Annotated in this window: 19 protein-coding genes; 13 read left to right on the plus strand and 6 right to left on the minus strand. The window is 35.9% G+C overall.

The window, feature by feature from the left end; genetic code table 11:
• The first annotated feature begins 7 nt into the window (after positions 1–7).
• Entirely contained in the window at positions 8–211 is a 204-nt protein-coding gene (locus EZM65_RS04960; RefSeq protein ID WP_136667440.1) for a hypothetical protein, read from the plus strand.
• Positions 212–820 (plus strand): FAD-dependent oxidoreductase, encoded by a 609-nt coding sequence (locus tag EZM65_RS04965; protein ID WP_136667441.1) that lies wholly within the window; start codon positions 212–214, stop codon positions 818–820.
• On the opposite strand, the gene EZM65_RS04970 is transcribed toward EZM65_RS04965, so the two are convergent.
• Complete coding sequence (locus EZM65_RS04970; protein WP_169051636.1) at positions 810–3,491, minus strand: S8 family peptidase; 2,682 nt, start codon at positions 3,489–3,491, stop codon at positions 810–812. The two genes, EZM65_RS04965 and EZM65_RS04970, sit on opposite strands and share 11 nt — an antisense overlap.
• A 201-nt stretch (positions 3,492–3,692) precedes the next feature.
• Between EZM65_RS04970 and EZM65_RS04975 the strand changes: the two genes are divergently transcribed.
• Positions 3,693–4,517 carry a M57 family metalloprotease gene (locus tag EZM65_RS04975; RefSeq protein WP_136667443.1) on the plus strand — a complete coding sequence of 275 codons (825 nt, stop codon included), beginning with the start codon at positions 3,693–3,695 and terminating at the stop codon, positions 4,515–4,517.
• 54 nt (positions 4,518–4,571) lie between these two features.
• Here EZM65_RS04975 and EZM65_RS04980 read toward each other — a convergent pair whose 3' ends face one another.
• Genes EZM65_RS04980 through EZM65_RS04990 form a run of 3 tightly spaced genes read right to left on the minus strand, consistent with a single transcriptional unit; the run spans position 4,572 to position 7,173 of the window.
• Positions 4,572–6,146, minus strand: a complete 1,575-nt coding sequence (locus EZM65_RS04980; protein ID WP_136667444.1) for a S41 family peptidase — start codon at positions 6,144–6,146, stop codon at positions 4,572–4,574.
• A gap of 1 nt (position 6,147) precedes the next feature.
• Positions 6,148–6,576 (minus strand): dCMP deaminase family protein, encoded by a 429-nt coding sequence (locus EZM65_RS04985; RefSeq protein ID WP_136667445.1) that lies wholly within the window; start codon positions 6,574–6,576, stop codon positions 6,148–6,150.
• Positions 6,577–6,579: 3 nt separating this feature from the next.
• The gene (locus EZM65_RS04990) at positions 6,580–7,173 is read right to left on the minus strand and encodes a HupE/UreJ family protein (protein ID WP_136667446.1); all 594 of its coding nucleotides are present in this window, start codon (positions 7,171–7,173) and stop codon (positions 6,580–6,582) included.
• Positions 7,174–7,280: 107 nt separating this feature from the next.
• Between EZM65_RS04990 and EZM65_RS04995 the strand changes: the two genes are divergently transcribed.
• Positions 7,281–7,712 carry a TerB family tellurite resistance protein gene (locus EZM65_RS04995; protein WP_136667447.1) on the plus strand — a complete coding sequence of 144 codons (432 nt, stop codon included), beginning with the start codon at positions 7,281–7,283 and terminating at the stop codon, positions 7,710–7,712.
• A 29-nt stretch (positions 7,713–7,741) separates the two neighbouring features.
• Here EZM65_RS04995 and EZM65_RS05000 read toward each other — a convergent pair whose 3' ends face one another.
• Complete coding sequence (locus EZM65_RS05000) at positions 7,742–8,566, minus strand: universal stress protein (RefSeq protein ID WP_136667448.1); 825 nt, start codon at positions 8,564–8,566, stop codon at positions 7,742–7,744.
• 180 nt (positions 8,567–8,746) lie between these two features.
• Here EZM65_RS05000 and rimP point away from each other — a divergent pair, with 180 nt between their 5' ends.
• The 3 genes from rimP to infB are packed head-to-tail and all read left to right on the plus strand — an operon-like array spanning position 8,747 to position 13,373.
• Complete coding sequence (rimP, locus tag EZM65_RS05005; RefSeq protein WP_136667525.1) at positions 8,747–9,211, plus strand: ribosome assembly cofactor RimP; 465 nt, start codon at positions 8,747–8,749, stop codon at positions 9,209–9,211.
• 15 nt (positions 9,212–9,226) lie between these two features.
• On the plus strand, positions 9,227–10,471 hold the full coding sequence (gene nusA, locus EZM65_RS05010) for a transcription termination factor NusA (RefSeq protein ID WP_136667449.1): 1,245 nt from the start codon (positions 9,227–9,229) through the stop codon (positions 10,469–10,471).
• Between the two features lie 49 nt (positions 10,472–10,520).
• A complete protein-coding gene (infB, locus tag EZM65_RS05015) occupies positions 10,521–13,373 on the plus strand; it encodes a translation initiation factor IF-2 (RefSeq protein WP_136667450.1) in 2,853 nt (950 codons plus the stop codon).
• Positions 13,374–13,452: 79 nt separating this feature from the next.
• Here infB and EZM65_RS05020 read toward each other — a convergent pair whose 3' ends face one another.
• The gene (locus tag EZM65_RS05020) at positions 13,453–14,856 is read right to left on the minus strand and encodes an APC family permease (protein WP_136667451.1); all 1,404 of its coding nucleotides are present in this window, start codon (positions 14,854–14,856) and stop codon (positions 13,453–13,455) included.
• A 93-nt stretch (positions 14,857–14,949) separates the two neighbouring features.
• Between EZM65_RS05020 and ruvB the strand changes: the two genes are divergently transcribed.
• From ruvB to ruvA, 6 genes are all read left to right on the plus strand, one after another.
• The gene (gene ruvB, locus EZM65_RS05025) at positions 14,950–15,972 is read left to right on the plus strand and encodes a Holliday junction branch migration DNA helicase RuvB (protein ID WP_136667452.1); all 1,023 of its coding nucleotides are present in this window, start codon (positions 14,950–14,952) and stop codon (positions 15,970–15,972) included.
• 32 nt (positions 15,973–16,004) lie between these two features.
• Positions 16,005–16,373 carry a four helix bundle protein gene (locus EZM65_RS05030; protein WP_136667453.1) on the plus strand — a complete coding sequence of 123 codons (369 nt, stop codon included), beginning with the start codon at positions 16,005–16,007 and terminating at the stop codon, positions 16,371–16,373.
• 29 nt (positions 16,374–16,402) lie between these two features.
• A complete protein-coding gene (gene queG / locus EZM65_RS05035; protein ID WP_371682991.1) occupies positions 16,403–17,323 on the plus strand; it encodes a tRNA epoxyqueuosine(34) reductase QueG in 921 nt (306 codons plus the stop codon).
• Positions 17,324–17,383: 60 nt separating this feature from the next.
• Positions 17,384–18,277: a DUF6268 family outer membrane beta-barrel protein gene (locus EZM65_RS05040; protein ID WP_136667455.1), complete on the plus strand. Its 894-nt coding sequence runs from the start codon at positions 17,384–17,386 to the stop codon at positions 18,275–18,277.
• 92 nt (positions 18,278–18,369) lie between these two features.
• Positions 18,370–20,664 carry an NADP-dependent malic enzyme gene (locus tag EZM65_RS05045; protein WP_136667456.1) on the plus strand — a complete coding sequence of 765 codons (2,295 nt, stop codon included), beginning with the start codon at positions 18,370–18,372 and terminating at the stop codon, positions 20,662–20,664.
• 84 nt (positions 20,665–20,748) lie between these two features.
• Entirely contained in the window at positions 20,749–21,330 is a 582-nt protein-coding gene (ruvA, locus tag EZM65_RS05050) for a Holliday junction branch migration protein RuvA (protein ID WP_136667457.1), read from the plus strand.
• Position 21,331: the final 1 nt, after the last annotated feature.

Here is a 21,331-nt window from a genome sequence, read left to right on the forward strand (position 1 = left end):
CATAAAAATGAAAATTTTTACATACATAATCGTAGCACTTTCAGTAGTATTGATAGGTATCAATGTGTTTATGCTTGATTTTAAAAACTTATTTGAAGGTGATAGTTTGATTGCGTTGATTGGTATATTGGCTATTTTGTGCGCAATTGTAATCTTGCTTATATTCAACATCTCAAAATCAATTGATAACAAATTAAAAAAGCATTCGTAAATGTATGATGTTCTTGTCATAGGCGGAGGTGTTTCCGGAACATCCTGTGCTATGGTTTTAGGTTCGGCTCATAAAAAGTCCTTTGTTAAGGATAAAAAAATTGGTATCATTACCCATCAAAAAGCATCTTCATTACAAGATGCTGTTTTTTATAATGCTTATGGCATTCCTGCAGGTACATTAGGAGCCGATTTGCTTGTCGAATCTATTAAACAATTAAAGGATTCTTATCCGCATGTTGACCAGATAGCAGGTGAAAAAGTTCTTGAGGTTTTATCGCTTGAGAATGGTTTTAATATTGTTACAAACAAGAATGATTATCAAGCCAGAAATATAGTTGTTGGTATAGGTTCTTCCAATCTGTTTAATATTGAAGGGCTTAATCAATATGTAGAGCCGCATAAAAAATCACTTCCTGAAAAACAAAGAATACAGCTCAAAAACAATGACCATAAAGTAGCTGAAGGCATTTATGTATGTGGAACTTTGGCCGGTCACAGAAGCCAGTTGGCAATTGCCTCAGGAAGCGGTGCTGCAGTGGCAACAGATATTTTAGTACTGTGGAACAACGGTATAGAGACCCACAGCCATGACAGTACTAGAGTTTAACTAGTTTACCTGTAGATTTGTTTTCTTTTTTTATTTCAGACTGAAGTTTGTATAGATACACGCCGGTTTGTAGGTCATTGAGATGTATGTTGTCATTTACAGAAGATAAAATCCTGCTTTTTATCATTTGTCCTGACGTGTTGTAAATCTGTACTGAAACAGGCAAAGCCTGTTCGTCTTTGGTGATGATATTTACTGAATCAGATTGGAATACAGTTGGATAGACCAAATAGTTGTTCTGTCCCATAAAAAATGTATTTACTATATCGGATTCATAAGTTTTGCCATCATGTAATGTGATTTTTATCTGATAGTAATTCTCTCCTATATCTGGATTCAAATCATTAATCAGGAATAATTTTTCAAAATTGGTTTCGATTGCATTTAAAATTGTCTTTTGATTTTTTTCTATTTTGAAAATTTCGATTTTCTCAATGTTCAGAATGCTGAATAAACTGGCTTCGATTTGTATGTTTTGATTTGATGTCTCAGATCTGATATATTCGAAATAGCATTTGGAATCGGGCTCTGTTGGTAAAGTTGATTCGCTTTTTATTCCCTCAAAAGCGTCTATGACTGGGGTTACTGTATGAATATTATATCCTGTAAAAGTGTAATAGTTTTGACTGACAGTTTCTTTGTACTTCATTTCATTGTCTGCTAACTCGTATATTTTAAATCCGTTTTTTGTGTTGTTTTCCCATGTCATTTCTGTCATATTATTGCAGGCCAGGGTTGTGTTTAGGTTAAGGTCGTAGGAGATTATGAATGAAGGGGAAGTATATTCAGTATTGTTGATTTTCATTTTTAGTTTAGCAATACCGCATATTTTGTTTTCAGGAATAAAAGCATACTGTCCGGTGTTTATGTTGATTGTATTGTTGATCAGCTGCCAGTTCAGGCCGTTATCATACGAAATGTATAGTTCACCTGTTTGGTTTGTGATATTGGAATACCATTTAAAAGGAGAATAGGTTTTACCGTCATAAGGAAAATTATCATTTGCGGTTGGATAGTTCCATTCAAAGAGGTTTTTGGATTCGGTAAGATAAGCAATTGAAAATTCCTGATTGTTTTCCATGATATCTTTGCCTGTTACTTCAATAGTGTAATTGCCGGGCTGAAGATTTTCTATCTCAATTTGTTTAATGTTGTTTAAGTATTCTGTTCCTGTGGTTGCCGGCTGTTCCGGATTATTCGGGTTTAATGTATAAGGCAGGAATTTATTGTTGTTTTCATCTGTTACTGTAATTTCCAGATTGTTTATCAAAGCCAATGAAGAACCGGGTACAGCCGGCAGATCATCCCAAACTATAGTGAATTTGGTTTTTTTAGTATCTTCAGATATAGTAATGGGAAAGATTTTGATTTCATTTTGTATAACAGATGATTCAATTACAGTGTTGTTGTTTATGGTCTGCAAACTTTTATAAGCATCTATGTTTCCGAATCCGTATGTGTAATCAGGTCCTTTGTTTCCTAAATCTTTGGCAGCATTAATTAGAATTGCTTTTAGAGTGGCGTTTTTTAAAAGTCTGTTGTTTTTATTTTGGAATTCTTCCTGTAAAAGTACGCTAAGACCGGAAACTATAACAGTGGCATTTGAAGTGCCGGTTTCGCTGTAAGCAACCAATTCGGGTTTGATTCTTCCGTCGTATGCCGGTCCTTTGGAAGAAAAAGAGGTAATGGTTTCGGTTAGATTTACTGCTCCTATTGTAAGAATGTTTTTTGCCTGTTTGAAATTTCCGGTTATTGTTTTAAAGCCTTTTGTTCCTTCGTTTCCAACAGAGAATATGTGGGTGCTGTATTTTGAAGCGTGAATTTTTTCGTCATATGATTGTGCAAGAGAGCCATAAAATTCCTCAATAACCGTTCCGTATGAGTGGTTTTGAGTCTGGAAATTCTGAGGGTTGCTGTCTTCTGCATATAAATCTGTAACATTCGAGAATTGGACTGATGCCTGATTGGCAACTCCTTTTCCTTGTATCCCTGAATTCCCTGTACCGCACATTATGGTGGCCATGTCTGTCCCGTGAACCGAACTGTTTTCACCTTGATTTGTGAAATGAACTTTGTTCAGTAAATCAATGTCCTTTGGGTTGATATTGTTGTCCTTTAAACCTATTTTTCTGTTATTTCCCGAAAGATGAGAAAAGTTTTTAATCGCTTTATTGATATTGTTGACTGTAAAGTTTTGGTCTCTGATTTTTGATTCCGGTGCTGATTTTTGAGTTTCTTCGAGTATGTTGTAAACGTCTTCAAAATCAATCAGTTTTTTCACGTAATTGTAGTCACAGGTTATAATGATACAGGATTGATTTTTTACTGTGTGCTGGATTTTATCTTGCTTAAGCAGTTTGACAATATTTTCGTTTTTTAATGTATGTAATGTATAGTTTTTTGTTTTTCCGCTCTTTTTTAAATAGTGGATTTTCCATTTGTTGTCCAAGCCTGTTAAACCTTCAGTTTTGTTTACAGCGGTACCAGTATGGACAACACAGCTGTTTTTGTCTACCCTATTGATGATCTGGTATTTGTTAAGTTTCGCCGTTGTGTAGCTGCAGATAAAATAATCGCTTTTTACATCACTTTTTTTGACAACATACTGCCTGTAAGAATTTGTTTCCTGTGAATATATAATTTGAAGCCATAAAAAAAGTAGTATCTGCAAGGGTTTCATATTGGTTCTTGGTTACAATTTTTCCAAATATATGATTTTTAATGAATTGTAAGAAAAAACTCTAAATTATAACACTTTCAATTTCATTTGTTAAAAAGAATTTCGTTTTTGAAATAATTTAATTTTGTAAGAAAAATTTTATTTAATTCGTATGATTTTATGAAAATTACAAACTAAAAAACAAATTTTACAATGAAATTTTTAAAACCAAACATCGCTATTCTTTTAATAGCAGCAACATTATTTTCTTGTCAAAAAGACGATGAAACACAGGTAGAAACAAAAAGTGAAGTAAGTAAAGAAGTTTTGTCAAAAATTTCATCTTTATCACTGAATACTTATGGAGTGACTCCTTTTTCAAAAACTAATTTAGATGGATCTAAAGAAGACGGTTACCTTGTTGAAGGTTGTATCGCTATGTCTAAAGAGCATTTGAATAACATGGAAATGTACGGAGGTATAACTTCAGAACAATACAGAACAACAAACTTGGTGGCGGCGCCAAGAACTATCAGCGTTATTGGTTACACAGGAGGTTCTAATGCATTAACTACTAATATGCGTAACGGACTTCAGTCGGCTATTAACAGATACAATAACCTAGGGCTTTCAATCCGTTTTACTTTATCATTTGCTACAAGTACAAATGCTGATATAGTTGTATACAGAGAGCCTAGTCAAACGGGTGCCGGAGGACAGGCAGGTTTCCCTTCGGGAGGTGCGCCTTACAAATGGGTACAGATTTTTGCCGGTTTGGATAACTATTCATCTGCTTTAAATTCACACGTAATTGCTCATGAAATTGGTCACTGTATTGGTTTCAGACATACTGACTGGTTCAGCCGTCAAAGCTGTGGGCAAAATACAAATGAAGGTACTGCAGGTATAGGAGCTGTTCATATTCCGGGAACTCCTACAGGATACGACAGTACTTCATATATGAGAGCTTGTTTTAACGGAAGCGAAACAGGTGCTTTCAATTCTAATGACGTGACTGCTCTTAATTATTTATATTAATAAAAAAACTAGATTTTCATAAAATTACTAATGCTGTCTGAAAGACAGCATTTTTTATTGGGATAAGGCTTCCCTGATCATAGGGTCGTCTTTTAATGTAACTAGATAATAATAGTTTTCATCTAAAAGCTGGCGGGAAAATTCTGCGGTTAAGTACTTTTTAACATAGCCTTTGTTGTTTTCCAAATCAATGAAGGCATCTGATTCATGAACATGTTTTTTGAAAAGCTCAAAATAAATATCTGAGGTATGTATTTTTTGAAATAATTGACTGAAATTTAATTTCTCAAAAGTTTTACGGTCTTTGTCGATTGTTTTAAAAACAAAATTCATTACTATTCCAGACTGCATTAAAAGCGGTACAACTTCATTTCCTTTTGTAGATTCTATAGGAACAAAAACATCTGGTACAATACCTCCGCCACCATATACAATCCGCCCTTTAGGTGTCTTGAATTTTAAGGTGTCTGCAATTTTAATGCTGTCTTTTGCATATAATTCTCCATTGTGATAACGCTGCATGAAATCATTCATATAATCGTCAACGCCGTTTTTATAGGATTTTTGTATAGATCTCCCTGTTGGAGTATAATATCTTGCAACAGTCAGGCGTACACTGGATCCGTCTTTAAAATTCATTTCGCGCTGCACCAGTCCCTTGCCGAAAGATCGACGGCCGATAATAAGTCCTCTGTCGTTATCCTGTATGGCTCCGGCTATTATTTCACTGGCAGAAGCTGAGTTTTCATTTATTAGAACTTCAATTTTGCCTTTTTCAAAAACCCCGTTTGCAGTGGCAAATGTTTTTTCGATTTTGCCTTTTTTGTTTTTGGTAAAAACGATTAGTTTCTTTTCAGGTAAAAACTCGTCTATAATTTTTATGGCTTCTTCCATGTAACCGCCGCTGTTGTCACGTAAGTCCAATATTAAACTGTTTGCATCTTTTTTTATTAATTGCACTAAACCTTTCTGAAATTCGCGGTAAGTGGTTTCAGCAAACCTGTTTATTTTAATATATCCGGTTTTTTTATTGAGCATGACAGCTATGTCAACACTTTTAACCGGTATTGTGTTTCGGATTATGTCGAATTGATATTTTTTATTTTCGGATTTTCTAAAGACAGTAAGCTTTACTTTTGATTCAGGCTCGCCTTTTATAACTTTATAAAGTTTGTCCGAGTTGATTTTTTTTCCAAAAAGCTTATTGCTGTCAGCGTATAATAATCTGTCACCGGCTTTAATTCCGGCTTTTTCCGATGGACTTCCGGCTATTGGATTGATGATGATAACAGTGTCTTTTTCGATGAAAAAATTAACGCCTATGCCTACAAAATTACCCTGCATTAATTCAGATTCGTGCTGGGCTTCGTTTCTGGCAATATATATTGAATGGGGGTCGAGTTTTTCTAAAATTCCGGTAACCGTTTGGTCAACAATTGAATCGGTATTTACATTGTCTACATATTCACTGTCAATGAAATCAATAAGTCTGTTGAGCTTTTGCTTGGTTTCATTTTTCTCATTTACAACAGTTGCAGCTGGTGCTTTGATAAATATTCCTCCCAAAAAAAATCCTATTGCCAGAGTGGCAAACATGATAACAGGTAGATATATTTTATCAATTTTCATTTTATTCTAATTCCTCAATGTGTTGCACTATAACGCCTGCTTTTTCTAAAAATTGTAACCCGGAATCGTCTTTATATCCTTCATGATACACTACTCTTTTTATGCCGGCCTGATGAATCAGTTTTGAGCATTCTTTACAGGGTGACAGTGTTATGTATAATGTTGCGTCTTTACATGACTGGGTTGAATTTGCTACTTTCAAAATAGCATTGGCTTCCGCATGTAAAACGTACCAATGGGTTAAATTGTCTTCGTCTTCACAGCAATTTTCAAAACCGGAAGGGGTACCGTTGTATCCGTCGGAAATAATCATCCTATCTCTCACAATAATCGCGCCAACCTGCTTGCGTTTGCAGTAAGATAATTTACTCCATTCTTTGGCCAGTCTTAAATAAGCAGTGTCGTATTTGTTTAATTTTGTTTCGTTCATTTTTTATCTGTGCCAAATAGGGCTTTGTATGATAAGCGGTATTACTACACCTATTATAAAAGATGACATTACTAATGTCCAGTCTCTCTTTGAAAATCTAAAAACGGATTGTACAACAAATGATAAAATGAGTACAACTAAAACTACTATTATTTGGGCACATTCTATACCTAAGGCAAATTCACCTAATGGTAAAAGTTTGTCAGTTGTATTTCCGGGTAATATAGTTTTAAAATAATTCGAAAATCCTAAACCATGTATAATACCAAATAACAAAGTTACTATTGCTATTAATGTAATGCTTTCGGATTTTGAACTTTTTCCGGCTGTAAATAAATTGAATAGAGCAACAATTAATATTGTGATGGGGATTAAAAATTCAACCAGGTTTTCTCTTATATATACAACTCCGAAAACTGATAAGATAAGCGCGATTGAATGCCCTAAGGTGAACAAGCTCACTAATGTCAGCCATTTTTTCCAGTCGTTAAAAGTGTAAGGAATGGTCATTCCAATTAAGAATAAAACATGGTCATAAGCTTTGATGTTTAAAACGTGTCGAAGACCTATTTCAAAATACAGCCAGAATTCTTGCATAGCGATAGATTTAGGATTTTCAAACTTACAAATTTTATTGATACCCACATTTCTTTGAAAAGATTTTTAGTTTGAGTACATTTGTAAGAAATTAAAAACAACAAACTATGTCAATTTCTGATTTATTTGATAGTGAATTTAAAGCTAGGAACAAGGGGCATTTTTCGGCTATTGTGCGTGTGGCAATTGCTGATGGGGATTTAAGTGTTGAAGAAAAACAATTCTTGGACAAACTGAAAAGCCGTTTGGAAATTTCTGATGAAGAATATGAGGAGATTTTAGAAAATCCTACGAAATACCCTATTAATCCTCCTGCCTTATATGTACAACGTTTGGAGCGTTTGTATGATTTGTCAAGAATGGTATACGCTGATCAGGTTTTAGGACCTAAACAAAAAGAAATATTAACTAAGTTCTGTCTGGCTTTAGGGTTTACGCCCGGTAATGTGAGTTATATTGTTGACAAAGCGTTTTCGTTATTAATGCTGAATGTGGATCTGGATACTTTTGTATACGAAATGCAGCATATGAATAAATAAAAAACTCCGCTTTAGCGGAGTTTTAGGTTTTATATCTTAAAGGTCATGACTGGTCTTTGTGCATGATTGACAAGGCTTTCACTTATACTGCCGTTTAAGAAATGTGCCAAACCTTTTCTTCCGTGGGTGCACATTCCTATTAAATCTGCTTTAATATCATTAGATAAATGCAATACACCGGCTTCTATATTGACATCATTATAAATGTGAGTCTGGTATTTGTCTACTTTGAATTCACTGATAAAATTATCCATTAGGCTCTGGGCAGTTCTCGTAGAACGGAAATTATTCGGGGTGTTTACATTGACCAAATGTAATGTTGCTCCAAATTCGTTTGCAAACCGTGCCACGCTTTCAAATGGTTTTTTGATTTCATCAGAAAAATCAGAAGCAAAGACAAAATTGTCAATTTTAAAATCCTGCTTTTCATCTTTTATTACCAGTACAGGTACATTAGCGTTGCGGACTACTTTTTCTGCATTTGAGCCTACAAACATTTCTTTAACCCCGCTTGCGCCGTGTGACCCCATGATTATTAAATCGATTTCATGTGAATTTATCACTTTCATTATGCCTTCAAAGGCATGTTCTAATTTGACAATCTGAAAAACTTCAATGTCATCCAGATAATCTTTGTTCATTAATTCGTCCATTTTTGCTGTCATTGCGTTCTTGAAAAACATGATTTCCGGAATTTCATGACCATGCGAAACTGCATCATTTCCCTGATGCGGTAATTCGAGCATATGGACCAAATAAATTTCGGCATTGTATTTTTTGGCAAATTGGGAAGCTACTTTTAATGCGTATTCAGCATGTTTGGAAAAGTCGGTAGGAACTAATATTCTTTTCATACTTATGTAATGTTTAAGGGATTGTAAAATATTTACTATCAAATTTGTACATTAAAGGTAAGAAAAATTTTAACATCAATCAATAATTTCTGTATATGAAAAAAAGTTGTATATTTGCACCGTTATTTAGAAGTTGAATTAAATAATGAGGCACGCACAGCGTGCCTCTTTTTATACAAAATGGGGTTTAAGGAAAAAGTAGAGCAATTATTAAATCAGGCAATCGGGGAAAATCCGCATTTGTTTTTGATTGATTTAACGATCACTGACAGTAATAAAATTATCGTAACTTTAGACGGTGATAATGGTGTACAGTTGCAGGATTGTGTGAATGTAAGCCGTGTTATCGAAAATAATTTGGATAGAGAAGAGCAGGATTTTGCTCTTGAAGTTGCTTCTGCCGGAGTTGCTGCGCCTTTAAAATTAGTTCGTCAGTACAAGAAAAATATTGGCAGGACTTTAAAGATAAAAACAAAAGAAAAAACTTTTGAAGCGGAACTGATTGATGCTTCAGAGAAAAATATTACAGTTGAGTGGAGTTCCCGTGAACCCAAAAAAATAGGAAAAGGAAAGGAAACAGTTCTTCACAATGAAAAAATTCCTTACGGGGATATTGTGGAAGCGGTAGTTACAATTATATTTTAAAATTAAAGAGTTGGTATGGAGAATTTAGCATTAATCGATTCGTTTTCAGAGTTTAAAGACGATAAATCTATCGATCGCGTAACGCTAATGGCTATTTTAGAGGATGTGTTCAGAAATGCATTGAAGAAAAAATACGGTTCAGATGATAATTTTGATATCATTATCAATCCTGATAAAGGGGATATGGAAATCTGGAGACGTAGAGTTATTGTAGCAGACGAGGATTTGGATTTTGAAAATGAAGAGATTTCTCTTTCAGAGGCTCGTAAAATTGAGCCGGATTTTGAAATAGGTGAAGAAGTTTCAGAAGAGGTGAAGTTGATTGATTTAGGAAGAAGAGCTATTTTGGCATTGCGTCAAAACCTGATTTCTAAAATCCATGAGCATGACAATACTAATCTGTATAAGCAATTTAAAGATCTAATAGGAGATATTTATACAGCTGAGGTACACCATGTGCGTCCAAAAGCGGTAATTTTGGTTGATGACGAAGGGAATGAGATTGTATTGCCGAAAGAAAAGCAGATTCCATCAGATTTTTTCCGTAAAGGAGACAATGTTCGTGGAATTATAGAAAATGTTGAGTTAAAAGGCAACAAGCCTCAAATTATTATGTCAAGAACTTCCGAGAAATTCTTGGAAAAATTATTTGAGCAGGAAATTCCTGAGGTTTTCGACGGATTGATTACGATTAAAAAAGTAGTTCGTATTCCGGGCGAAAAAGCAAAAGTGGCTGTAGATTCGTATGATGACCGTATTGACCCGGTTGGAGCATGTGTGGGTATGAAAGGTTCCCGTATTCACGGTATCGTTCGTGAATTAGGAAATGAGAATATCGATGTTATCAATTATACTAACAATACGCAGTTATACATTACCAGAGCATTGAGCCCTGCAAAAGTTTCTTCTATCAAAATCGATGAAGAAAAGAAAACTGCGGAAGTGTATTTGAAATTGGAAGAAGTTTCAAAAGCAATTGGCCGTGGCGGTCATAATATTAAATTAGCAGGTCAGTTGACAGGTTATGAGTTAGATGTAATCCGTGAAGGTAACACGATTGCAGATGAAGATGATGTTGAATTGACTGAATTCTCTGATGAAATTGATGGATGGATCATAGATGAGTTTGCAAAAATTGGTTTGGATACAGCCCGCAGCATACTTAACCAGGATGTAAACGATTTAGTTCGCCGTACTGATTTGGAAGAAGAAACCATTCTTGAGGTTATCAAGATTTTAAAAGAAGAATTTGAAGATTAATTAGTTCCCTTTTTAATCCACAAAAAATAAAAAACCATAAATAAAATTTATGTCTGAAGGAACAATAAGAATAAACAAAGTATTAAGAGAATTTAATATATCTCTTGAAAGAGCTGTTGATTTTTTAAAGGAAAAAGGTTTTACAATAGAATCGAACCCTAATACAAAAATCACAGAAGAGATATATGGAGTTCTATCCAATCAATTTGCTGGAGATAAAGGAAACAAAGATGCTTCTAAAGAGGTAAGCGAAGAGAAAAGAAAAGAAAAAGAAGCTCTTCGTTTAGAACGCGAACATGAACTGGAACAAAAACGTCTGGAAGAAGAACGTGCGCGTCAGGAAATCATCAAGGCAAAGGCAGCTTCTTTATCAGGACCAAAACAGGTAGGGAAAATTGATTTAGACCCTAAACCTGCTCAAAAACCTGTTGAGGCGCCTAAAGAAGAGGAAAAACCACAGCCTGTTGTAAAGGAAGAAGTAAAAGAAGAAATAAAAGAAGAGGTGAAGCCGGAAGTTAAACCGGAAGTTAAGCCTGAAATCAAACCGGAAGAGGTTAAAGCTAATCCAGAGCCAAAACCTGTTGTAAAAGAAGAGAAACCTGCGGTAGTTGAACCTAAAATAGTAAAACCTGTTTCTAGTCCTTCAGTTGAAGCAGAAAAACCTGTTGAGGAAAAATACAAAACGCAGTATCAAAAACTTTCCGGAGCCACTTTTACCGGACAAAAAATTGACCTGTCTCAGTTTGAAAAGGCTAAAAAGAAACCGGAAGATAAAAATCAAAACCAAAACAGACCCGGCAATAATAACCAAAATGCAGGGGATAAGAAAAAACGTAACCGAATTCCTTCCAAGCCTGGACAAAATCCTCAAGGAGGTCAGTCTAACCAAGGCGGCGGTCAAGGCGGTCAAAACAGACCAGGCGGTCAAGGCGGCTTTAATAAAAGCGGTGGTGGAAATAAGTTTACTAAAAAACCACCTATTGTTAAGGTAGAGCCAACAGAAGAAGAGGTTAAAAATCAAATTAAAGAAACGCTTGAAAGACTTCAAGGTAAAGGGAATAAGTCTAAAGCAGCTAAATACCGTCGTGACAAACGTGATTCACACCGTGAGCGTACAGAAGCTGAATTAGCGGCACAGGAAGAAGGAAGTAAAACACTTAAAGTAACAGAATTCGTTACTGTGGGTGAAATTGCAACGATGATGGATGTGCCTATTACTAAAGTTATCGGAACTTGTATGTCTTTAGGTATCATGGTTACCATGAACCAGCGTTTAGATGCTGAAACTTTGACAATCGTTGCTGATGAATTTGGTTATGAAGTAGAATTTATCACTACAGATATCGAAGAAAATATCGAAGTGGTTGAAGATAGACCGGAAGATTTAAAACCTCGTGCTCCAATTGTAACTGTAATGGGTCACGTTGACCACGGTAAAACCTCGTTACTGGATTATATCCGTAAAACGAATGTAATCGCGGGTGAGTCAGGAGGAATTACACAGCACATTGGTGCCTACGGAGTAGAGTTGGATAACGGTCAGGAAATTGCTTTCCTTGATACACCGGGTCACGAAGCGTTTACGGCGATGCGTGCGCGTGGTGCTCAGGTTACCGATATTGCTATTATCGTGGTAGCTGCCGATGATGATATCATGCCACAGACAAAAGAAGCTATCAGTCACGCACAGGCTGCCGGTGTTCCTATCGTATTTGCAATCAATAAGGTTGATAAACCAACTGCAAATCCTGAAAAAATTAAAGAAAAATTAGCTGCCATGAATTTCTTGGTAGAGGATTGGGGAGGAAAATACCAATCACACGATATTTCTGCAAAAACAGGATTAGGAGTAAAAGAATTATTAGAAAAAGTATTATTGGAAGCTGAAGTTTTAGAACTAAAAGCTAATCCTAATAAACCAGGGGTTGGTACTGTTGTTGAAGCGTTCCTTGATAAAGGACGTGGATATGTTTCAACAGTATTAGTTCAGGCTGGTACAGTAAAAGTTGGAGATTATATCTTGGCAGGTAAAAACCATGGTAAGATTAAGGCAATGCAGGATGAACGTGGTAAAAACGTTAAAGAAGCAGGTCCATCTACACCAATCTCGATTTTAGGTCTTGATGGTGCGCCAACTGCGGGTGATAAGTTCACAATTTATGAAGATGAGCGTGAAGCGAAACAAATTGCGGCTAAACGTACTCAATTAATGCGTGAGCAGTCAGTTAGAGTTCAACGTCACATTACGTTAGACGAAATTGGACGCCGTATTGCTTTAGGTCAGTTCAAAGAATTGAACATTATCCTTAAAGGAGACGTGGACGGATCGGTTGAAGCATTGTCAGATTCATTCTCTAAATTATCAACTGAAGAAATCCAAATCAATATCATTCATAAAGGAGTTGGAGCAATTACTGAATCTGACGTTATGTTGGCTTCTGCTTCAGATGCGATTATTATCGGATTTAACGTTCGTCCTGCTGGAAATGCTAAACAATTAGCAGAAAAAGAAGAAATTGACATCCGTCACTATTCTATTATCTATGCGGCGATTGACGATTTACGTGATGCAATGGAAGGAATGCTTTCTCCGGAAATGAAAGAAGAAATTACCGGTACTGCAGAAATCCGTGAATTATTCAAAATTTCTAAAGTGGGTACTATTGCCGGATGTATGGTTACTGACGGTAAAATCTACAGAGCAAATAAAATCCGCTTGATCCGTGAAGGTGTGGTTATTTACACAGGTGAATTAATTGCCTTGAAACGTTTCAAAGATGACGTGAAAGAAGTATCTAAAGGATATGACTGCGGTATGCAGATTAAAGGCTATAATGATATTCAGGAATACGATATCATTGAAGGATTTACTGAAGTAGCAGTTAAAAAGAAACTGAAATAATATTAAATTTATTCCAATATAAAAACCCGATAATTATATAATTATCGGGTTTTCTTTTTTTGTGGTTGAATGCTTATTCTTATTTCCCTTTTGTTAAATAATATATCGGAATTCCTGCAAGCATAATTAATACCCCCCAGCCACAGGTACTTGTTCTGTCAATAAGCAGCATCACACAAATTGCAGTAGCCACTAAAATGTATAGGGCTGGTAAAAACGGATATGCAAAAGCTTTGTAAGGTCTTGCAGCGTCAGGCATTTTTTTACGTAAAATGAAGATTCCGTAAATTGTAAGGATGTAAAATATGATTACGATAATCATTACGAAGTCTAATAAATCACCGTATTTTCCAGTCAAACATAGTGTTGATGCCCAGATACATTGGATCCATAAACCCCATCCCGGTACTGATGCGTTATTTAAATTGGCGGCTTTTTTGAAAAACAAACCGTCTTTTGCCATAGTGTAATATACTCTTGAACCGGCCATAATCAATCCGTTATTGCAACCAAAAGTTGAAATCATAATCATAACTGCAATAATCATGGTTCCCGATGTGCCAAAAATATGTTCAGAAGCTACTACAGCTACTCTGTCTGAAGGAGCAAAGGCAATTTCTGATAAAGGCATAACCGCCAAATACATTACATTGGCTAAAACATAAATAATACTTACAATTAAAGTTCCTAAAAACAAACTCAGTCCTACATTACGTTCCGGGTTTTTAATTTCACCAGAGATAAACGTTACTCCGTTCCAGGCATCACTTGAGAATAATGAGCCTACCATTGATGCTGCTATTGCTGAAACTAATGCAAAGTCGCCAATTTGAGTCCATGTATTTGTGTCTTTGCTGAATGACTGAGCGGTCCAGGCATTTGACCAGTTGGCATCCCAAATATCTCCTTTGGCAGCCAGTAATAATCCAAAGATTATTAGTCCGAATAATGAAGCAATCTTGGTTATGGTAAAAATCTTTTGTATGATTTTTCCGTTTTTGACACCTCTGCTATTTATGTATGTCAGTAAAATGATAGTGACAATTGATACAATCTGTGCAACGCTTAATTTGAATGAAGGTGTATCTATAATAAAATTATTTTCACTGAATGCCGGAATTAAATAAGCAGCAAATTTAGAAAATGCCACACCTACAGCGGCTATTGTCCCGGTTTGTATTACCGCAAAAAAGCTCCATCCGTACAAAAATGCAACCAGCTTGTTGTAAGCTTCTTTTAAGTAAACATACTGTCCGCCAGCCTGCGGAAACATGGCACTCAATTCGCCGTAACTTATTGCGGCAGTGATGGTAATTAATGCCGAAATAATCCATATAAGTACTAACCACCCGGCACTTCCTATATTTCGGGTAATGTCTGCACTTACGATAAAAATACCGGAGCCTATCATTGAGCCTACAACAAGCAACGTTGCATCCAATAATCCCAACTCGCGTTTAAAATTTTGTTTTTGTTCTTCCATAGTTTTTGGTTTGAAGGGCTAATATAAGTTATTTGTTTTAAAATACTCAATACTGAAAACAGTGACTGCTCTCTAAATTTTTATCTTTGTAAAATGAACGAAAATTTAGATCCTAATAAAGAACGTTACACGCCACAGGAGATGGATATAGAACGTGCTTTGCGTCCATTGAGTTTTGAAGACTTTGCAGGACAAGATCAGGTGCTGGAAAATCTAAGAATATTTGTAAAGGCGGCAAATTTACGTGGCGATGCGTTAGATCATACGCTTTTTCATGGTCCGCCCGGTTTAGGTAAAACGACTTTGGCAAATATTTTAGCCAATGAACTTGGTGTTGGGATAAAAATCACTTCCGGTCCGGTGCTGGATAAACCAGGCGATTTGGCAGGTTTATTGACTAATCTGGATGAACGTGATATTTTATTTATTGATGAAATCCACAGGTTGAGCCCGGTTGTTGAAGAGTATTTGTATTCGGCAATGGAAGATTATAAAATTGATATTATGATCGAAAGCGGCCCTAATGCCAGAAGCGTTCAGATAAATTTGAATCCGTTTACCTTAGTTGGAGCTACAACACGTTCGGGTTTGCTTACAGCACCTATGCGTGCCCGTTTTGGTATTCAGTCCCGTTTACAATATTATAATACAGAATTGTTGACCACAATTGTGCAGCGTAGTTCATCAATTTTAAATATGCCTATTTCAATGGAAGCTGCCATCGAAATTGCCGGCCGCAGCCGTGGCACACCGCGTATTGCAAATGCATTACTTCGTCGTGTCCGGGATTTTGCACAGATAAAAGGAAATGGTACCATAGATGTTGAAATTGCGAAATATGCTTTAAAAGCCCTGCATGTTGATGCTCATGGTCTGGATGAAATGGACAATAAAATCCTGACGACCATAATTGATAAGTTTAAAGGCGGTCCGGTAGGTATAACTACTTTGGCAACAGCTGTTTCTGATAGTGCGGAAACCATTGAAGAAGTTTATGAACCATTTTTGATTCAGGAAGGTTTTATTATCCGTACGCCCAGAGGCCGTGAAGTTACTGAAAAAGCCTATAAGCACCTGGGAAGAGTACGATTAGGGAATCAGGGAGAGCTTTTTTAATTTAGAAGTTAGAAATAAGAATTTAGAAATCAATGCCGCATCAGGATAAGGATTTAAAAAAGAGAACTAAACAATTTGCTGTAAGAATATTAAATTTTGTCGAGAATTTAGAATATTCAGTTGTGAAAAAGTTAATTGTTAATCAAATCGCAAAATCAGGATCTTCAGTTGGCGCAAATTATCGTTCTGCTTGTAGAGGAAGGAGTGATGCTGAATTTTTATCAAAGATGAATATAGTACTTGAAGAAGCTGATGAAGCTTTATTTTGGTTGGAAGTTGTTGAAGAAATGAATTGGAAAAATAATGATGAATTAAAATTTCTTTTAGATGAAGCAAATGAACTAACTGCAATTTTTGTGTCAATTATAAAAAATACAAAAAGTAGAATCAACAATAAATAGGTAGTGCTCAATTTTCTAAATTCAAAATTCTGAATTCTAAATTATTAAATACAAATAAAATAAAAGCTGAGGCACTTCGTCTCGGTTTTCTTTCCTGTGGAATTTCCAAAGCAAATTTTCTTGAACAGGAAGCGCCTAGATTGGAATCTTGGTTGAAAAAAGGCATGCATGGGCAAATGTCATATATGGAAAATCATTTTGACAAACGGCTTGATCCAAGATTATTGGTGGATAATGCTAAAAGTGTGGTTTCCTTATTGCTGAATTATTATCCGTCAGAGGTACAGAATGAAGATTCCTATAAAATTTCCAAATATGCTTACGGGCAGGATTACCACTTCGTGATTAAAGACAAACTCAAGGATCTATTGAAATTTATTCAGGCCGAAATAGGTGAGGTAAATGGTAGGGTCTTTGTGGATTCAGCCCCGGTTTTAGATAAAGCATGGGCAGCAAAAAGCGGTTTGGGATGGATTGGTAAAAATTCCAATTTACTGACAAAACAGGTTGGCTCTTTCTATTTTATTGCCGAACTAATCATCGATTTAGAGTTGGAATATGATAATCCAACGACCGATCATTGCGGTTCGTGTACTGCCTGTATTGATGCCTGTCCCACACAGGCAATAGTACAGCCTTATGTGGTTGACGGAAGCAAATGTATTTCCTATTTTACTATCGAATTGAGGGATCAGATTCCAACTGAAATGAAAGGGAAATTCGATGACTGGATGTTTGGTTGCGATGTGTGTCAGGACGTGTGTCCCTGGAATAGATTCTCTAAACCGCACAACGAGCCCTTGTTTAATCCTAATCCTGAGATTTTATCCTTTTCTAAAAAAGATTGGGAGGAAATAACCGAAGACGTCTTTAAAAAAGTATTTAAAAACTCGGCTGTAAAGCGAACAAAGGTTGAAGGTCTTGTTCGTAACCTTGAATTTCTGAAGTAAAATCAGTACCTTTAATGGAGGCTTTTTTGTTTGATTCTTCAACTAATCTAATGGGAATCTATGAACTGCAAAAAGATTCTTTTCAGTTTGATTGTTTTGTTAATGCCAATGGGTTTCATTGCGCAATTTCATGTCGATGTCGTTCATTTTAATTTTCAGACACGATCCTCTTCTTATAAAAATCACCCTGATTGGAATACTCAAATTGATAATTATAATTGCAGTATTTTTTTAGGGAAGGAATTTAAAAACAAAAACGTATTATTTGTTTCGGTTGCCGGGGAAAAAATTCTCGGAAATATATCTCAGGAAATAAATTACAAAGTTGATTTGTCAGGTTTGGCGTTAGCTTCAGGTTTTCAAAAAGTGTCAAAAAATGAAAAATGGGCAACAACTTTTGGAAGTATTTTAAAAAGGGTTTCCAGTTATAATGATGTTGATAAGGTGAATGGTTTTCAGTTTGGAGGTTATCTGCTGGAAAGCTGGAAAGTAAATGATAATGTAAAACTGAAAGCCGGCATGTATTATAACAGAGAAGCTTTTGGTGATTTTTTTATTCCGTTGCTGGGTATTGACTGGAGGGTTAATGACAAATTCAAATTATACGGGACATTGCCTTCTTTTTACAAAATAGAATATAATCCTGTGAAAGATAAGTTATATACAGGTCTGCATTTTAAAACAACGACCAGTTCTTATTTTTTAGGGGAAGCCTATGGTAATAGTTATGTGAGGTATGATGAAATTCAGCTTAAGCTCTTTCTGGACTGTTTTATTTATAAAAAAATAATTTTATATGCAGAGTTAGGAACTTCTTTAGGGAATTATCAGCTAAGATACAATGCAGGTAACTCTCAACTCGATGTTCCTGCTGATGCTGTCCAAAAAATGACTCCGGTATTTAGTGCAGGACTGGCATACCGCATAAGGTTTGATTTACAAAGCAATAAATAAATAACCGGTAAAATTTATAAACTTTATGGTTAAAGCTTTCATTCTTAAACTGCATATCTTACCTTTGCAAGTCCAATATATTTCAAAAAAATATGGCAGACGATAAAAAAAGAAGAGAAGCTCTTTTATACCACGCAAAACCACAGCCTGGAAAAATCAAGGTTGTTCCCACTAAAAAATATGCAACACAAAGAGATCTGTCTTTAGCTTATTCACCTGGAGTAGCTGAACCATGTATAGAGATCGCAAAAGATGTTGATAAAGTCTATAAATATACAGCTAAGGGAAATCTTGTGGCTGTAATTTCGAATGGTACAGCGGTTTTAGGTTTGGGTGATATAGGACCTGAAGCGTCAAAACCTGTAATGGAAGGTAAAGCCTTGCTTTTTAAGATTTTCTCTGATATTGATGTTTTTGATATTGAAGTTGATGCAACTGATATAGATAAATTTGTTGATACAGTTAAAGCTATTGCACCTACATTCGGAGGAATTAATCTTGAGGATATCAAAGCACCTGAATCTTTTGAAATTGAAAGAAGATTAGTAGAGGAACTGGATATTCCTGTTATGCACGATGACCAGCACGGTACTGCAATTATATCTTCTGCGGCATTGTTAAATGCATTGGAACTGGCAGGAAAAGAAATTGATAAAATAAAACTGGTTGTTTCCGGTGCGGGTTCAGCCGCTTTGGCTTGTGCTAATCTATATGTTGCTCTTGGAGTCAAATCGGAAAACGTTTATATGTTTGATGTAAACGGAATGCTTACATTGGACAGAGATGATTTATCAGAACTTCAAAAAAGATATGCTAAAAACGGTCCTTCAAAAACGTTAGCTGAAGTTTTAGTAGGTGCTGATATGTTTTTAGGACTTTCAGCAGGAAATATCCTTAAGCCTGAAATGCTATTAACAATGGCTGATGATCCAATCGTGTTTGCTATGGCAAATCCAATTCCTGAGATTGATTACCATGCGGCAGTTAACACACGTGAGGATATTATTATGGCGACTGGCCGTTCTGATTATCCTAACCAGGTAAACAATGTATTAGGCTTTCCTTATATTTTCCGTGGGGCCTTAGATGTGCGCGCTACAAAAATTAACGAAGCTATGAAAATGGCAGCTGTTAAAGCATTGGCGTGTCTGGCAAAACAGCCTGTTCCTGAGCAGGTTAATATTGCGTACGGAGAGACTAAATTGGTTTTTGGCCGTGATTATATTATTCCAAAACCATTTGATCCGCGTTTAATTGCTGAAGTTGCTCCAGCTGTAGCTAAGGCTGCTATTGAAAGCGGAGTTGCGCAACAGCCTATCACAGATTGGGATAGATATAAAGATGAATTGCTGGAGCGTTTGGGTTCTGATAATAAAATGGTCCGAATGCTGGCTAACCGTGCAAAAACAAACCCTAAACGGATTGTTTTTGCAGAGGCTGATCATTTGGATGTATTGAAAGCTGCACAGATTGTACATGAAGAAGGAATTGGAGTGCCTATTTTATTAGGAAACCGCGAAATCATTTTAGAGCTTAAAGAAGAATTGGGTTTTGATGCTGATGTTGAGATTCTTGATCCTAAAACAAAAGAAGAGGAGGAAAGACGTTTGCGCTTTGCAAATACATACTGGGAATCACGCCGCCGCCGCGGAATTACTTTATTGGATGCGCAAAAATGGATGCGTGAACGTAATTACTTTGCCGCAATGATGGTTAATGAAGGAGAGGCGGATGCATTGGTTACAGGTTATTCCCGCAGTTATCCGTCAGTAGTAAAACCAATGATGGAATTAATTGGTAAAGCTCCGGGTGTAAGCAGAATTGCAACAACCAACCTGATGATGACCTCACGTGGTCCAATGTTTTTGGCTGATACTGCCATCAATCCTAATCCATCGGCTGATGATCTGGCTAAAATTGCTTTAATGACAGCAAAAACAGTTAAATTATTCGGTATGGAACCGGTGATGGCTATGGTGTCTTTCTCAAACTTTGGATCTTCAAAAGATGCAAGTGCTTCAAAAGTACGTGAGGCAGTTGCGTATCTTCATAATTATTACCCGGATTTAATCGTTGACGGAGAAATTCAAACGGATTTTGCCTTGAATTCCGATATGTTAAAAAGTAAATTCCCTTTTTCCAAACTGGCGGGACATAAAGTAAATACTTTGATTTTCCCTAATCTGGAATCGGCCAATATTACCTATAAAATGCTGAAAGAGTTGTATAAGGTTGATTCTATTGGTCCTATAATGTTAGGAATGGATAAACCAATACATATTTTTCAGTTGGGGGCAAGTGTGGAAGAAATGGTAAATATGGCTACTGTTGCAGTTATAGATGCACAGGAAAAAGAAAAACGCCAACGCATGCAAACCAAAAAATAAGTTGGTCGGGAATAAGGGTAGTTAGTCTATTAATAGTAAAGTAATTACAGAAAATTACTATATTTGACGGCTAACGAAAGTGTTATGATTGCGCATATACAAGGAAAATTAGTTGAAAAAAACCCTACTGAAGTTGTAATTGACTGTAATGGAGTGGGTTATCATGTAAATATATCATTGCATACCTTTGGTTTATTACCGTCAACTGATTTTTTGAAACTTTATACTTACTTATTGATTAAAGAAGACAGTCACTCTCTTTTTGGTTTTGTTGAAAAATCAGAAAGAGAGATTTTTAAATTATTGCTTTCAGTGTCAGGAATTGGGGCCAACACTGCAAGAACCATGCTGTCTTCCATAGAGCCTAAACAGATTATCAATGCAATTGCTTCAGGGGATGTTGCTGTTATTCAATCCATCAAAGGTATTGGTGCAAAAACAGCGCAAAGAGCAATTATTGAGCTGAAAGACAAAGTGTTAAAATTGTATGATATTGAAGAAGTTTCTTTAACTGCAAACAATACAAACAAAGATGAAGCGTTATCTGCATTAGAGGTTTTAGGTTTTGTGCGTAAAACAGCTGAAAAAGTAGTAGATAAAATCGTTTCCTCAGCCCCGGATGCTTCAGTTGAAAACATCATCAAACAAGCTTTAAAAAACTTATAAA

This window comes from Flavobacterium sp. H122 (assembly GCF_004959765.1).
Classification (GTDB): Bacteria; Bacteroidota; Bacteroidia; order Flavobacteriales; family Flavobacteriaceae; genus Flavobacterium.

Bases quoted from the DNA above. Each gene is read 5' to 3' on its own strand.
- nusA (WP_136667449.1), top strand. From the start codon at position 9,227: ATGGAGAATTTAGCATTAATCGATTCGTTTTCAGAGTTTAAAGACGAT.
- EZM65_RS05045 (WP_136667456.1), top strand. From the start codon at position 18,370: ATGGCAGACGATAAAAAAAGAAGAGAAGCTCTTTTATACCACGCAAAA.
- infB (WP_136667450.1), top strand. From the start codon at position 10,521: ATGTCTGAAGGAACAATAAGAATAAACAAAGTATTAAGAGAATTTAAT.
- EZM65_RS04990 (WP_136667446.1), bottom strand. From the start codon at position 7,173: ATGCAAGAATTCTGGCTGTATTTTGAAATAGGTCTTCGACACGTTTTA.
- EZM65_RS05000 (WP_136667448.1), bottom strand. From the start codon at position 8,566: ATGAAAAGAATATTAGTTCCTACCGACTTTTCCAAACATGCTGAATAC.
- EZM65_RS04980 (WP_136667444.1), bottom strand. From the start codon at position 6,146: ATGAAAATTGATAAAATATATCTACCTGTTATCATGTTTGCCACTCTG.
- EZM65_RS04985 (WP_136667445.1), bottom strand. From the start codon at position 6,576: ATGAACGAAACAAAATTAAACAAATACGACACTGCTTATTTAAGACTG.
- EZM65_RS04965 (WP_136667441.1), top strand. From the start codon at position 212: ATGTATGATGTTCTTGTCATAGGCGGAGGTGTTTCCGGAACATCCTGT.
- ruvB (WP_136667452.1), top strand. From the start codon at position 14,950: ATGAACGAAAATTTAGATCCTAATAAAGAACGTTACACGCCACAGGAG.
- rimP (WP_136667525.1), top strand. From the start codon at position 8,747: ATGGGGTTTAAGGAAAAAGTAGAGCAATTATTAAATCAGGCAATCGGG.
- EZM65_RS04960 (WP_136667440.1), top strand. From the start codon at position 8: ATGAAAATTTTTACATACATAATCGTAGCACTTTCAGTAGTATTGATA.
- EZM65_RS05040 (WP_136667455.1), top strand. From the start codon at position 17,384: ATGAACTGCAAAAAGATTCTTTTCAGTTTGATTGTTTTGTTAATGCCA.
- EZM65_RS04975 (WP_136667443.1), top strand. From the start codon at position 3,693: ATGAAATTTTTAAAACCAAACATCGCTATTCTTTTAATAGCAGCAACA.
- ruvA (WP_136667457.1), top strand. From the start codon at position 20,749: ATGATTGCGCATATACAAGGAAAATTAGTTGAAAAAAACCCTACTGAA.
- EZM65_RS04995 (WP_136667447.1), top strand. From the start codon at position 7,281: ATGTCAATTTCTGATTTATTTGATAGTGAATTTAAAGCTAGGAACAAG.
- EZM65_RS05020 (WP_136667451.1), bottom strand. From the start codon at position 14,856: ATGGAAGAACAAAAACAAAATTTTAAACGCGAGTTGGGATTATTGGAT.
- EZM65_RS05030 (WP_136667453.1), top strand. From the start codon at position 16,005: ATGCCGCATCAGGATAAGGATTTAAAAAAGAGAACTAAACAATTTGCT.